The organism is Halomonas marinisediminis, assembly GCF_004347715.1.
GTDB classification, from domain to species: domain Bacteria; phylum Pseudomonadota; class Gammaproteobacteria; order Pseudomonadales; family Halomonadaceae; genus Halomonas; species Halomonas icarae.
On record NZ_SLTR01000021.1, the window covers coordinates 37,523 to 51,286 of the forward strand.

Below are 13,764 nucleotides of genomic sequence, written 5' to 3' on the forward strand. Positions count from 1 at the left end.
GCCTCATCGGGCATCCTCGTCACCGGCATCGCGGCTCGAGGCCGCGACCGCCTCAAGCCGCTCGCGGGCCTGGGCATCGCCATTATCGGCGGCACGCCGATACCAGCGCATCGCCTCCTCCAGCTGGCCTTCCAGCTCGGCCATGCTGCCCATATGACGCTGGGCACGGGCATCCCCCTGCTCGGCGGGCGTGCGACAGACCTCTTTTGCCTCACCCAGGTTGCGTATGGTGAAAAGCAGGTAGCAGTCGTTACTCTTGCGCCGGTCAAGCACCTCTTCGACCTGTTCGTCGTGCTCTGCCAGGGGGGCATCGTCCGTTTCGGGCTCCGGCGCGCTCTCGGGCCGGGGGCGGGCAACAGGGCGGCGCACTTCCTCTTTTCGTACACGCGCATAGAAGGCATTGACCTCGGCAGGACAGGAGTACAGGTACCCACGTCGATAGAGGGCCAGGTTCTCACGGCTGGCGGGACGCTCGGCATACTTGTTGGCGATCGCGGCACAACGTCGATCACGCTCATGGGAGAGATCGGTCAACACGTCGGCATAACGAGGGTCCTCGGCATGAGTCTCCAGGTACCGGGTCAACGGGTCGATATAGGGCTGATCTAGCAGCGTCTGGCGCTCCTCGAGGAGTTCGGGACGCATCGCCTCGTCGTCCGAGGCTTCATCACGCCCGAACCACTCAGCCAGGCGCCGACTCTGTGCACCGATCGCCTCGCCCGAACGGGTCAACCACTCACCGGTGGTGGCCGCCACCCCGTCATCACCGGGAAGCGTTGAACAGCCGGCGAGAATCAGGCCAGACAGGGCTATCACTGAAAACGCGTAATGGGCACGCATGCCACTCCTTAGCCAACCGAGAGCGGTTGTTGGTGAATGAAGGATACCACCCTCGACGACAAGGGTATCAACGCCGGCTCCGCTGCCCTTGCATAGCGGGTCCGGGGCACCTACATTCGCGTCCTGACACCCCAATGACCAGGACAAGATCGATGGCGACACGCCTGCTCCCCGAATGGCACCCTCAGGATGCCATCCAACTGACCTGGCCCGGGCTGGAGAGCGACTGGGCCTCGATGCTTGAGCGTATCGAGGCGACGCTGGAGGCGATGGTGGTCGCCATCGCGCGCTACCAGCGGGTACTGATCAGCGTACCCTCCCCCCAGACCCGCAACCACCTCACGCGACGCTTCGCCCTTCTCGGTGTTCCCGACGATCGCCTGAGGCTGGTGGTCGCCGAGGCGGACGACACCTGGGCCCGCGACCATGGCCCCCTGGCGGTGGAGCGCGATGGCCAGCTGCTGCTGCACGACTATGCGTTCACCGGCTGGGGCGGCAAGTTTCCCGCCAACCGGGACAACACCCTGACCCGTCGCCTTGCCGAGGCCGGTATCTTCGCCTGCCCCGTCAGCGAACGCGGCCTGGTACTGGAGGGAGGCGCCATCGAGAGCGATGGTGCAGGCACTCTGCTGACCACCGAGGCCTGCCTGCTCAATCCCAACCGCAACCCCGGTCTCGACCGCCGCAGCGTGGAGGCATGGCTCCATCGAGATTTCGGTGTCACCCGAGTCCTGTGGCTGTCCAACGGCCACCTGGAGGGCGATGATACCGATAGCCACATCGACACCCTGGCACGCTTCTGCGACCCCCGCACCATCGCCTATGTACGCTGCGACGACGAGCAGGACCCACACTACCCGGCGCTGGCGGCCATGGAGGCTGAACTCGAGACACTCAGGCGCGCCGACGGCCAGCCCTACCGGCTGGTGCCCCTGCCCTGCCCGGCCCCATGCTGGGATCCCGAGGATGGCCATCGACTGCCGGCCACCTATGCCAACTTCCTGATCATCAACGGCGCCGTGCTGGTGCCTACCTACGCCGACGCCGCCGACACCCGGGCCCTCGCCGCCCTGGCCGAGGCGTTTCCGGACCGCGATATCGTGCCCATCGACTGTCGAAGCGTGATCCGCCAGCACGGCAGCCTGCACTGCCTGACCATGCAGCTGCCCCGCGGCAGCCTAAACATCCAGGCGACCGTAGAGATCTGAAGCGAGAGGCGCCGGGGATAGGTTGAAGAGGGGGTCCTACGCCAGGGATGGCGTCGGTAGCGTACAGGGAAGTATTCACAGCGCCCCCTCGGAAACCTGTCACCGGAGAAGCCACGAGAAACAAGTACCGAGGAGAAATCACCATGTCCCGCCATCTGAAAGTCGGCCTGGTCCAGCAACCCGGCTGGCCCGACAAGGCCAGAAGCCTCGCCGAGAGCGAGGCCGGCATTCGTGAGCTGGCCGCCGCCGGCGCCGAGCTGGTGATGCTGCAGGAACTGCATGCCACCCACTATTTCTGCCAGTACGAGGAGACCGAGCTGTTCGATCTGGCCGAACCCCTGGATGGCCCTACCGGCAGCCGACTGGCGGCACTGGCCGCCGAACTCGACATCGTGCTGGTCGGCTCGCTGTTCGAGCGCCGCGCCGCCGGTCTCTACCACAATACCGCCGTGGTCTATGACGGCAAGCTCGGCGCCGTCGGCCACTACCGCAAGATGCATATCCCCGACGACCCGGGCTTCTATGAGAAGTTCTATTTCACTCCAGGAGACGCCGACGGGGACGGACAGGGCTTCGCGCCCATCGATACCTCGATCGGCCGGCTCGGTGTGCTGGTGTGCTGGGATCAGTGGTATCCGGAAGCGGCGCGACTGATGGCCCTGGCCGGCGCCGAGCTGCTGCTCTACCCCACCGCCATCGGCTGGGACCCTGCCGATGACGATGACGAGAAGCAGCGGCAGAAGGATGCCTGGACACTGATCCAGCGCAGCCATGCCGTCGCCAATGGCGTGCCGGTCATGGTGGCCAACCGCATCGACCACGAGCCCGACCACTCCGGTGTTGGTCGTGGCATCGACTTCTGGGGCGGCAGCTTTATCGCCGGCCCCCAGGGGGAACTGCTGGCTCATGCCGGCTGCCAGGCCGAGCGCCTGATGGTCACCCTGGACATGGGTCGCGGCGAGGAGGTGAGGCGTATCTGGCCGTACCTCCGTGACCGTCGCGTTGACGCCTATCGCGATCTCACACGCCGTTATCGAGATTAAGAACGACTGCGTATCTGGCCGCTCTCTACCTGGCCGTGACCGCCGCGTTGACGCCTATCGCGATCTCACACGTCGTTATCGAGATTAAGAACGACTGCGTATCTGGCCACTCTCTACCTGGCCGTGACCGCCGCGTTGATGCCTATCGAGATCTCACCCGTCGCTATCGGGACTGATTATTCATCTTCCTCGGCGCGGGGCAGCACCCAGTTGAGGACAATGCCGACCAGGGCGGCCAGACTCACCCCCTGCAGGGTAAACTGACCGCCCCCCACCTGCATCCCGCCGATACCGAAGACCAGGATCAGCGAAATCACCACCAGGTTGCGCGGCGCCGTCAGCGAGTGACCCGCGCGCACCAGGGTATTCATGCCCACCACGGCGATGGAGCCGAACAGCAGGGTCATGATGCCCCCCATCACAGGCCCCGGAATGGTCTGGAGCAGTGCGCCCAACTTGGCGACGAAGGCAAGGGCGATGGCGGTGCAGGCCGCCACCAGCATGATGCGCGGGTCGAAGGCGCGGGTCAGGGTCACCGCTCCGGTGACCTCGGAATAGGTGGTGTTGGGTGGGCCGCCAAACAGCGCCGCCGCGACGGTGGCCAGGCCATCGCCCAGCAGGGTACGGTGCAGGCCGGGCTTCTCCAGGTAGTTCCTGCGGGTCACCGACCCGATGGCGACCATGTCACCGATATGCTCCACCGCCGGTGCGATCGCCACCGGAATCATGAACAGGATCGCCGCCCAGTGGAAGCTCGGCGCGGTAAATTCGGGAATCGACAGCCAGGCCGATTCATGCACCGGCGTGAAGTCCACCAGCCCCATGAGCAGCGCCAGTCCGTAGCCGGTGACGATGCCTCCCATGATCGGTATCAGGCGCACGATCCCGCGGCCAAAGACCGCCAGCACCAGGGTCACCAGCAGGCTGGCCATGGAGAGAAACAGCGCCGGGCCATAGTCGATATGGTCGCTGGTCTCGCCGGTCGCCATGCTCACCGCCACCGGCGCCAGGGCCAGGCCGATCACCATGATCACCGGCCCTACCACCACCGGCGGCAGCAGCCGATGCAGCCAGGCGGTTCCCTTGAGGCGCACCGCCTGGGAGATGACCACATATACGAAGCCGGCAGCCATCAGCCCGCCCAGGGTCGCCGATACCCCGAAGTTGGCGATCGAGCCCTGGATCGGCGCGATAAAGGCGAACGACGACGCCAGAAAGACCGGTACCGTCACTCTTGTCACACCGTGGAACAGAAGTGTCCCGATACCTGCGGTGAACAGCGCCACGCTGGGATCCAGACCGGTGAGCAAGGGCACCAGCACCAGGGCGCCAAAGGCAACAAACAGCATCTGCACGCCGGTCAGCAACGTACGTGGCAGGGAGGTGGCGGGTCGCGAGGCCGCGGAAATTGGCATGACAAGGCTCCTAGAATGGGTGGCTAGCGTATGCTCGCGCGGCATTCTAGCAGGTGGTCCTCCCTTGGGGGACGACCATTTCCGGCCATCCCCCATTGGCATCACGTCCCTCCACCATGAACCCGACGAGGCCATGCGTCGGAAGCTGTGAATCGAGCCAGCCTGTCACCTGTTGCTCGCCGTTGTCTTCAGAAAGGCAATGAGCCCGACTCGGCAGACGCCGAACCGGGCTCGCTCCTGGTTGAAAGGTCGTGGGTGCCGACAAGCAGTGGCAGGGTGCTGGGTGTCTCAGGCAAGGCCAGCGCAGGCGAACTTCGCGTCAGGCGACTCCTTCGCTGGTCACTCGCGAGACCCCGCGGCCATCCAGGCCTCCATCATCTCGTCGTAAGGCACCGTCGACCCCTGTGGCATCTCGTTGTCGAGCTTCGCCTTGGGGGAGCCTGGCTGGTCGAGCCAGTACTGCGGGTCCTGCTCGTCGTTGAGGTTGGGAGCATAGGTCGTGAAGACCTTGGCTCGCGCCAAGCGCGCCATGATGCTGTCGAGGTCACCTGCCAGGTTGTCGAGCGCCTCCTGAGGCGCGATATCACCGCTGACGGCCGGCGCCAGATTCTGCCACCACAACGGGGCCATGCGCGGATAATCCGGCACGTTGGTGGAGGAAGGCGTCCAGTTCGACTCATTCGGGCTGCGGTAGAACTCCACCAGTCCACCGAGTCTGGGCGCCATCTCGGTCATCTGTTGTGAGAAGACATCCGACTCGCGAATTGGCGTGAGCCCCTCCATGAGTTTCTCCAGCGACACCGTCTTGGAGACGGTGAACTGAGCGAACAGCCAGGCCGCGGTGCGTCGCTCCTCCGGCGTGGAGTCGAAGAACGTCCAGGAGCCCACATCCTGGTAACCTACCTTCATGCCCTCCTCCCAGTAGGGGCCGGTGGGCGACGGTGCCATGCGCCACTTGGGATTGCCCTCGTCATCGGTGACCGGCAGGCCCGGGTCCGTCATATCGGCAGTAAAGGCGGTGTACCAGAACATCTGCTGTGCGACATTGCCTTGAGCAGGCACCGGCCCCGCTTCACCGAAGGTCATGCCACTGGCTTCGGGAGGTGCGTACTTCTTGAGCCACTCCACCATCTTGGTCACGGCGAACACCGATGCCGGCGAGTTGGTGGCGCCTCCACGTGACACGCTGGCGCCGACCGGCTGGCTCTCCTCATTGACGCGAATACCCCAGTCATCCACGGGATTGCCGAAGGGCACCCCGGGACTGCCCATGCCCGCCATGGAGAGCCAGGAGTCATGGAAGCGCCAGCCAAGCGATGGATCACGGCGCCCATAATCCATATGCCCATAGACCTTGGTACCGTCGATCTCACCGACATGTTCGGTAAAGAACTCGGCGATATCCTCGTAGGCGGTCCAGTTCGTCGGCACCCCCAGGTCATAACCATAGATGTCACGGAACTGCGCCTGGAGATCCTCCCGCTGGAACCAGTCATGGCGGAACCAGTAGAGGTTGGCGAACTGTTGGGTGGGTAGCTGGTAGATGCTGCCATCTGGACCAGTGCCATACTGCAGGCCGATAAAGTCGTCCAGGTCCAGGGTCGGCAGAGTATAGTCGGCCCACTCATTCTGCATGGCATCGGAGATATTGATGGTGGTGCCGTAACGAATATGCGTCCCGATAGCGTCGGAGTCATTCACATAGGCATCGTAGATATTTCGCCCTGACTGCATCTGGGTCTGCATGTTATTGACCACATCACCCTCACCGATGATGTTATGGGTGACCTCGATACCCGTCAGTTCGCTGAATGCCTCGGCCAGTACATCCCGCTCGTAGATATGGGTGGTCAGGCCCTCGGCGACGGTGTTGATCTCCATGTCACGGAAGGGTTCGGCCGCCTTGGCGAACCACAGCAGCTCTTCGATCTGCTCCTCACGGGATAGCGTCGAGTTCTGGAAATGCTCATCGACAAGGCGTTCGGCAATGGCGCGTGCATCATGATCATCGGCATGCAAGGCCGTACTGGCCAGCGTGATGCTGGCAGCCAGAAGAGAGAGTCGCATTGTTATCGCTGTCATATTGACCTCTTTGGTTGTCGTCGTCCGTCCCTGGTCACTCGGCTCCGTGCGTTTCTGTCAGCCCCAGCGCATCAGGATCAACACCCAGAGCACCGATGCCCCCAGAGCCAGCCAGATGCTGAGGGGGGTGAAGCCCACTACCATCAGATGAATATAGGCCGCCGATAGCAGCCCGATGAAGAGCCGATCTCCACGTGTGGTCGAAATGGGCAGGAACCCCTTCCGCTCCACCGTTGGAGAGATGACCTCCCAGGCCGTCATGCCCGCCAGCATGGCGGCAATCACGGTAAAGAAGATCGTCGTTGGCGTGGTCCAGACCATCCACTCCATGTTTCGCCCCTCTCAGGTCCGCCCCAGGGCGAAGCCCTTGGCAATATGGTTGCGAACGAAATAGACCACCACGATGCCCGGCACGATCGTCAGCGCGCCGGCCGCCGCCAGAGCCCCCCAGTCGATGCCCGAGGCCCCTTTGGTCTGAGTCATTACCGAAGCGATGGGCTGAGCCCCGGTGGAGGTCAGCGTGCTGGCCAGCAGCAGCTCGACCCAGGAGAACATGAACAGGAAGAACAGGGTCACGCCGATACCCGAACTGATCATGGGGATGAAGATCTTCACGAAGAACGTTGGAAAGCTATAGCCATCGATAAAGGCCGTTTCGTCGATCTCCTTGGGCACCCCGCTCATGAAGCCCTCGAGAATCCATACCGCCAGTGGAATATTGAACAGGCAATGGGCCAGCGCCACCGCAATATGGGTATCGAACAGCCCGACCGTGTAGTAGAGCTGGAAATAGGGCAACAGGAAAACGGCCGGTGGTGCCATCAGGTTAGTCAACAGCCAGAAGAAGAGATGCTTGTCGCCGATGAACCGGTACCGGCTGAAGGCATAGGCGGCTGGAAGCGCGACCGCAATGCTGATCAACATGTTCATCAACACATAGGTGATCGAGTTCACGTAGCCCATATACCAGCTGGATTCGGTCAGGATCTTGGCGTAATGCTCGATGGTGAAGTTGTCGGGCCACAGGGTCAGTCCACCAAGGATCTCGGTATTGGACTGAAAGGACATGTTCAGCAGCCAGTAGATAGGCAGCAGAACGAAAAGGATATAGGCGGTCATCAGTGCCCGACGGCGCCACTGGCGAGAGGCCGGACGCGCCTTGCGACGCCGACGGTTGTTGGCGGCTGCCGCCTGCTGGCGTACCGCATCCGGGGTGGTGGGCACTGAATCGCGCATATCATGCCTCCCTATTGTTATCATCTTTTTGCATATTCATGATCGCCGTATAGAACACCCAGGTGACCAACAGGATGATCAGGAAGTAGATCAGCGAGAACGCCGCCGAGGGACCCAGGTCCTGCTGACCGATCGCCATGGTCGTCAACGACTGGCTCAGGAAGGTCGTGGAGCTGCCGGGGCCTCCCCCCGTAAGCACGAAGGGTTCGGCATAGATCATGAAGGAGTGCATGAAACGCAGCAGCACGCCGATCACCAGCACATTGGTAAGCTTGGGCAGCTGAATGTAGCGGAACACGGACCATTTCGAGGCACGGTCGATACGCGCCGCCTGGTAGTAGGCATCGGGGATAGAACGCAGACCGCTGTAGCAAAGCAGTGCGATCAGTGGCGTCCAGTGCCAGACATCCATCAGGATGATGGTCGCCCAGGCATCTACCGGACTCGAGGTGATGTTGTAGCCATAGCCAAGCTCCCGCAGGCTCCAGCCCAGCAGGCCGATATCCCCCCGCGAGAAAATCTGCCAGATGCTGCCGACCACGTTCCATGGAATCAGCAGTGGCATGGTCACCAGGATCAGCACGGCCGAGGCCTGCCACCCCTTCCTTGGCATTATGAGGGCAATACCGATCCCCAGTGGCACCTCGATGGCCAGCACGGTCAGCGAGAAGGCGAACTGACGCAACACGGCGGCCTGCAGCGCCGGATCATTGAGCATCTCCCTGAACCATTCGGTGCCCGTGAAGAAGCGGGTATTGGCGTCGAAGACGTCCTGTACCGAGTAGTTCACCACCGTCATCAGGGGAATAACGGCCGAAAAGGCCACCAGCAGGAGCATCGGCAGAATCAGCCACCAGGCGCGGTTGTTGTAAACCTTATTCATGGCCGACCTCCACGCGGTATTCATCGATGTAAAGGCCGAGTCGCTCATTGGGAAAACGCAGCCAGGCCTGGCCGGTCGGCGCAACCTGATCCTCTTCGATACGCGCCTTCAGCTCTATCCTGCCCAATGTCAGGTAGACGATCGAATAGGTCCCGAAGTCCTGAACGTGATTCACCCTCGCCTCCATCCCCCCCTCGACCCGCTCGGCATGCACCTCGATGAACTCCGGGCGAATACCAAGCTTGATGTTGGTGGACGTGGCATGGCTCACCGCATCATGAACGGCCTGCTCGACCGCCAGCTCGACGCTTCCGGCCATCACGTTCCCGCCCCTGGCCTCCACCTCCAGAAAGTTCATGCCAGGGCTGCCGATGAAGTATCCCACGAAGGTATGGTTAGGCCTCTCGAACAGCTCCCTTGGGGTTCCAAACTGCACGACCTGACCCTCATACATGACGGCGATCTTGTCGGCAAAGGTAGAGGCCTCGAGCTGGTCATGGGTCACGTAGACCATGGTGATCTCGAAACGCTGATGGATCTCCTTCAGCTTGCGACGCAGCTTCCACTTGAGCTGTGGGTCGATAACGGTGAGCGGCTCGTCGAAGAGGATGGCGGAGACATCCTCTCGCACAAGCCCCCTGCCCATGGAGACCTTCTGCTTTTCGTCCGCGGTAAGGTTCCTGGCCCTGCGCTTGAGCTGTGGCGTAAGCTCCAGCACCTCGGCGACCTCCATGACACGCTCATGGATACGCTGTGCCGGCGTCTTCACGTTGCGCAGTGGAAAGGCCAGGTTGTCATAGACCGTCATGGTGTCGTAGACCACGGGAAACTGGAAAACCTGAGCGATATTGCGCGCCTCGGGAGGCAGGTCATTAACCACTTCCCCGTCGAAGAGAACCTCGCCGCTGGAGGGCTCCAGCAAGCCCGAAATAATATTGAGAAGTGTCGATTTACCGCAGCCCGAAGGCCCCAGGAGGGCATAGGCGCCCCCCTGATGCCACACATGGTCCATCTCGCGGATGGCGTAGTCCTCCAGCGAGCGAGGGTCAGGAAGGTAGGTATGTGCCAGGGACTTCAAGGTAATCTCGGCCATGTCAGACTCCTCCCAGGTGGCTCGGTATATGCACCACCGCACCCTCAAGATCGAAGGCATAGATCTTGTGGGTAGGAAAATAGAGCGTCACGGGTGCATCGACACGAAATTCGTGAACCCCCTCGAGGTGCGCCGTCATGTGATACAGATCGTTGTGCACATGAAGAAACGTCTCGGACCCGCTGATCTCCGCCAGGTCGACTGTCATCTTCAGCTCGATATCACTCTCTGCCCGCGGCAGGAGAGAGATATGGGAGGCACGCACGCCAAAGCGGTACTCCCCGGGGGCGAGACCGCGCAGATCCTCATTGATGGGAAAATGCAGCGTCTTGTCGAAGGTCACCTCCCCGCCAGAGATAACCCCCTTAACGATGTTGATCGGGGGCTCGGAAAACAGCTCTGCGGCCAGGATGTCACGTGGACGATGATAGACATCTTCTGTCCGGCCATACTGCACCAGGCGTCCTTCATGCAGGACAGCGGTATTGCCACCCAGAGCCAGGGCCTCCCCGGGCTCTGTCGTGGCATATACCGCGATACAGTTGCGCTCACTGAACACCGAACGCAGCTCGTCGCGAAATTCCTCTCGGAGCTTGTAATCGAGGTTGACCAGCGGCTCATCGAAGAGCACGACATCGGCATCCTTCGCCAGCGCTCGCCCCATGGCGGTCCGTTGCTGCTGACCGCCGGAGAGCTCGAGAGGCTGGCGATCGAGAAGGTGCTCGATATGCAACATCTCGGCGACTTCCCTCACTCGCCGATCGATCTCGGCAGTGGCAACCTTGGCCAGCCTGAGGGGGGAAGCGATATTGTCGTAGACGGTGAGGGTCGGGTAATTGATGAACTGCTGATAGACCATCGAGACGTTACGCTTGCGCACGGAGCGTCCGGTCACGTCTTCGCCGTTCATCAGGATCCGACCCCGGGCAGGCGTATCCAGCCCGGCCATCAGCCGCATCAGTGTGGTCTTTCCCGCCAGCGTTCGTCCCAACAGAACATTGAACGAGCCCGGCTGGAGCTCCAGGTTCACGCCCGAGATATGAGTGGCACCACCGATTACCTGATCGATGTTTTCTAAAATCAATGACATACAGATCTCGACCGTTCGTTGTTATCGATTGTTTTCAGTGTCTGCTGAATACAACGTAGCCGAAATTCGGTTTCAAACACAAATGTCACCAACCGAAAATGACGCTACCGCCCCACCGATAGGCCAGGACGCACGAAGAACACTCTGTTAGTGCATGCTTTTTTTATTTACTGAACTTTCGTCCAATAGACGTTTAGAGGAGAAAAGGCGGGGCCGTCGATTCCGCGACATGATCGAAAACGAACATTTCGCAGCATCGAGAACTTAACGAAGCACGGTAGATAGGAAGCGACACACACGACGCCCGCTACCACGGACGGGTAACGGGTGTCGGCATCAGGGGTAACTCGGTAGAGACGTAAGGCCGTTCAACGAGTACCGAAGATCTTGTCTCCGGCGTCGCCCAGCCCCGGGACGATATAGCCGTTCTCGTCGAGGCGCTCATCCACCCCGGCGGTATAGATCTCGATATCGGGGTAGGCGTCCTGTACCCGCTTGATACCCTCGGGAGCAGCCACCAGCACGATCACCTTCATATGCTTGCAGCCCCGCTCCCGCAGCATGTCCAGCGTTGCCACCATGGTGCCGCCGGTGGCCAGCATGGGGTCGATAACGATGGCCATGCGCTCGTCGAGCCCCTTGGCGAACTTGGCGAAATAGGGCACCGGCTCGAGGGTCTCCTCGTCCCGATAGAGGCCTACCACGCTGATCCGGGCACTGGGAATCAGGTCGGTGACACCATCAAGCATGCCCAGACCGGCACGCAGGATCGGCACGATGGTGACCTTCTTGCCCTTGAGCAGTTGAACCGGGATCTTCTCGCCACTCCAGCCATCGATATCTTGGGTCTGAAGCTCCAGATCCTGGGTCGCCTCGTAGGTGAGCAGCTTGGCCAGTTCGCCGGCCAGTTCACGAAAGCTCTTGGTGCTGATACCGGCTTCACGCATCAGGCCCAGCTTGTGCTGGACCAGGGGGTGCTGGATGGCATGGACGCTCATGGGCGGAACCTCTTAGGTAGTACAGCGAGAGTTACGGGCGGCGGAACCCATCGACCTTGGTCGCATGGACCCGGGCGACAAATTGCGCGCCATTCTACTCGCATCCTGCGTTGAGGTTAAGGCGTACTCTCATCGATGCGCTCGGGTAGCTGCCAGTCGATGGGCTCACGGCCGTGTTCGGCGAGAAACGCATTGGCCCGGGAGAAGTGATGGCTGCCGAAGAAGCCGCGGTAGGCCGAGAGCGGCGAAGGGTGTGGCGACTCCAGCACCAGATGGCGCGAGCGGTCCACCAGCGTTCTCTTCTGACGGGCATGGCTGCCCCACAGCAGGAATACCGAGGGCTCGGCGTGGGCACTGACGGTCTCGATCGCACGGTCGGTGAAGGCCTCCCAGCCGCGTCCCCGATGCGAGCCGGCGCAGCCCTGCTCCACCGTCAACGAGGTGTTGAGCAACAGCACGCCCTGGCGCGCCCAGTGCTCCAGGTTACCGTGGGACACGGGTGTGAAACCGACGTCTGCCTCGAGCTCCTTGTAGATATTGACAAGGGAGGGCGGCGTGCGCACGCCAGGCTTCACCGAGAAGCACAGTCCATGCGCCTGACCGGGGCCGTGATAGGGGTCCTGGCCGAGGATCACGACCTTGACCCTCTCCAGCGGTGTCAGTTCGAAGGCTCGAAACCACTCCGAGGAGTGCGGGTAGATCACCTTTCTGGCCGCCTTCTCGGCGGCCAGGAAGTCGCGCAGCGCCTGCATGTAGGGCGCCTGAAACTCCTCCTCCAGCCACTGCTGCCAGCTGGCGGGTAATGGTGCAGCCATCCCCGGCCCTCCTCGCCTCAGCGCTTGACCTGATCGACCAGCGGCTCGACATAAGCCACACCCATATCCCATGGGAACTGGATCCAGCACTCCTGAGCCACCTCGGTCAGATACTGGTCGACCAGGGGCTTGCCCTCGGGCTTGGCGTAGACGGTCACGAAGTGCGCACGCGGCAGCATCTCGCGCACCTTGCGTGCGGTCTTGCCGGTATCCACCAGATCATCGACCAGCAGCCAGCCGTCGCCGTCATGGTCGACACCCTTCAGGACATCGAGTCCGCCCTGTTCCATATGGTCATAGCTCTTGATGCAGACGGTGTCGATCACGCGAACATTGAGTTCGCGGGCAATCAGCGCTGCGGGAATCAGGCCGCCGCGCGTGATGGCGATGACCCCTTTGAAGTCGCGCTCCACCAGGCGGCGGCAGAGCTCGCGCACGTCGCGGTGCAGCTGATCCCAGGAGACGGTGAAGTGTTGGTGGTAGCGGTTGGTGCTCATGACGTTACTCGTCCTCGGTGAAGGAGCAGACGGCGAAGACGCTGTACTTGGCCTCGCGGATGCGCTGCGACCCACCGAGATCAGGCAGATCGACGATGGTGGCGGTCTCCACCACTTGGCCACCGCTGCGGCTGATCAGCTTGGCCGCGGCCAGCATGGTACCGCCGGTAGCGATCAGGTCATCGACGATCAGGATGCGATCACCGCTCTGAAAGGCGTCGGAGTGCAGTTCCACCTCGGCCTCGCCGTACTCCAGGGTATAGGTCTCGCTGATGGTACGAAACGGCAGCTTGCCCTTCTTGCGCACCGGCACGAAGCTGCATCCCAGCTCATAGGCCAGCGGTGCACCGACGATGAAGCCGCGTGCATCGATGGCCGCCACGGCATCGATGTCCATCTCCTGGTAGCGATGCACGAAACTGTCGATCAGTTTGCGAAAGGCCGCACTGTTCTGCAGCAGCGGGGTGATATCGCGGAAGTTCACCCCTGGGTTGGGCCAGTCGGGAACGGTGCGAATGACGGACTTGATATAGTCGCCGTAGATGCTCATGACGGTTCTCGGTA

Annotated in this window: 14 protein-coding genes; 2 read left to right on the forward strand and 12 right to left on the reverse strand. The window is 61.8% G+C overall.

Annotated elements, in window-relative coordinates; all coding sequences use genetic code 11:
• Positions 1–3: 3 nt before the first annotated feature.
• Positions 4–840 carry a hypothetical protein gene (locus E0702_RS13795; RefSeq protein ID WP_132044809.1) on the reverse strand — a complete coding sequence of 279 codons (837 nt, stop codon included), beginning with the start codon at positions 838–840 and terminating at the stop codon, positions 4–6.
• 152 nt (positions 841–992) lie between these two features.
• On the opposite strand from E0702_RS13795, the gene E0702_RS13800 reads away from it, so the two are divergent.
• Both E0702_RS13800 and E0702_RS13805 read left to right on the forward strand, forming a co-directional pair.
• Positions 993–2,048, forward strand: coding sequence for an agmatine deiminase family protein (locus E0702_RS13800; protein WP_132044811.1), 1,056 nt, complete (start codon positions 993–995; stop codon positions 2,046–2,048).
• A 143-nt stretch (positions 2,049–2,191) separates the two neighbouring features.
• Positions 2,192–3,091 carry a carbon-nitrogen hydrolase gene (locus E0702_RS13805; RefSeq protein WP_132044813.1) on the forward strand — a complete coding sequence of 300 codons (900 nt, stop codon included), beginning with the start codon at positions 2,192–2,194 and terminating at the stop codon, positions 3,089–3,091.
• Positions 3,092–3,267: 176 nt separating this feature from the next.
• Here E0702_RS13805 and E0702_RS13810 read toward each other — a convergent pair whose 3' ends face one another.
• The 11 genes from E0702_RS13810 to E0702_RS13860 all read right to left on the reverse strand — a co-directional run bounded on the left by E0702_RS13810 (position 3,268) and on the right by E0702_RS13860 (position 13,750).
• Positions 3,268–4,506: a uracil-xanthine permease family protein gene (locus E0702_RS13810; protein WP_132044815.1), complete on the reverse strand. Its 1,239-nt coding sequence runs from the start codon at positions 4,504–4,506 to the stop codon at positions 3,268–3,270.
• A 339-nt stretch (positions 4,507–4,845) separates the two neighbouring features.
• Positions 4,846–6,588, reverse strand: a complete 1,743-nt coding sequence (locus E0702_RS13815; protein ID WP_132044817.1) for an ABC transporter substrate-binding protein — start codon at positions 6,586–6,588, stop codon at positions 4,846–4,848.
• Between the two features lie 57 nt (positions 6,589–6,645).
• The gene (locus E0702_RS13820; RefSeq protein WP_132044819.1) at positions 6,646–6,918 is read right to left on the reverse strand and encodes a DUF2160 domain-containing protein; all 273 of its coding nucleotides are present in this window, start codon (positions 6,916–6,918) and stop codon (positions 6,646–6,648) included.
• Between the two features lie 12 nt (positions 6,919–6,930).
• Positions 6,931–7,824 (reverse strand): carbohydrate ABC transporter permease, encoded by an 894-nt coding sequence (locus tag E0702_RS13825; RefSeq protein ID WP_240721764.1) that lies wholly within the window; start codon positions 7,822–7,824, stop codon positions 6,931–6,933.
• A 1-nt stretch (position 7,825) separates the two neighbouring features.
• Positions 7,826–8,707 carry a carbohydrate ABC transporter permease gene (locus tag E0702_RS13830; protein ID WP_132044821.1) on the reverse strand — a complete coding sequence of 294 codons (882 nt, stop codon included), beginning with the start codon at positions 8,705–8,707 and terminating at the stop codon, positions 7,826–7,828.
• Complete coding sequence (locus E0702_RS13835) at positions 8,700–9,800, reverse strand: ABC transporter ATP-binding protein (protein WP_132044823.1); 1,101 nt, start codon at positions 9,798–9,800, stop codon at positions 8,700–8,702. Before E0702_RS13835 ends, E0702_RS13830 begins: the two co-directional genes overlap by 8 nt.
• 1 nt (position 9,801) lies before the next feature.
• Positions 9,802–10,890 (reverse strand): ABC transporter ATP-binding protein, encoded by a 1,089-nt coding sequence (locus tag E0702_RS13840; RefSeq protein ID WP_132044825.1) that lies wholly within the window; start codon positions 10,888–10,890, stop codon positions 9,802–9,804.
• Between the two features lie 368 nt (positions 10,891–11,258).
• Positions 11,259–11,888 carry a uracil phosphoribosyltransferase gene (gene upp, locus E0702_RS13845; protein ID WP_132044827.1) on the reverse strand — a complete coding sequence of 210 codons (630 nt, stop codon included), beginning with the start codon at positions 11,886–11,888 and terminating at the stop codon, positions 11,259–11,261.
• 116 nt (positions 11,889–12,004) lie between these two features.
• Positions 12,005–12,703, reverse strand: coding sequence for a uracil-DNA glycosylase (gene ung / locus E0702_RS13850; RefSeq protein WP_132044829.1), 699 nt, complete (start codon positions 12,701–12,703; stop codon positions 12,005–12,007).
• A 17-nt stretch (positions 12,704–12,720) separates the two neighbouring features.
• Positions 12,721–13,200 (reverse strand): xanthine phosphoribosyltransferase, encoded by a 480-nt coding sequence (gene gpt, locus E0702_RS13855; RefSeq protein ID WP_132044831.1) that lies wholly within the window; start codon positions 13,198–13,200, stop codon positions 12,721–12,723.
• Between the two features lie 4 nt (positions 13,201–13,204).
• Positions 13,205–13,750 carry an adenine phosphoribosyltransferase gene (locus E0702_RS13860; RefSeq protein WP_132044833.1) on the reverse strand — a complete coding sequence of 182 codons (546 nt, stop codon included), beginning with the start codon at positions 13,748–13,750 and terminating at the stop codon, positions 13,205–13,207.
• Positions 13,751–13,764 lie beyond the last annotated feature (14 nt).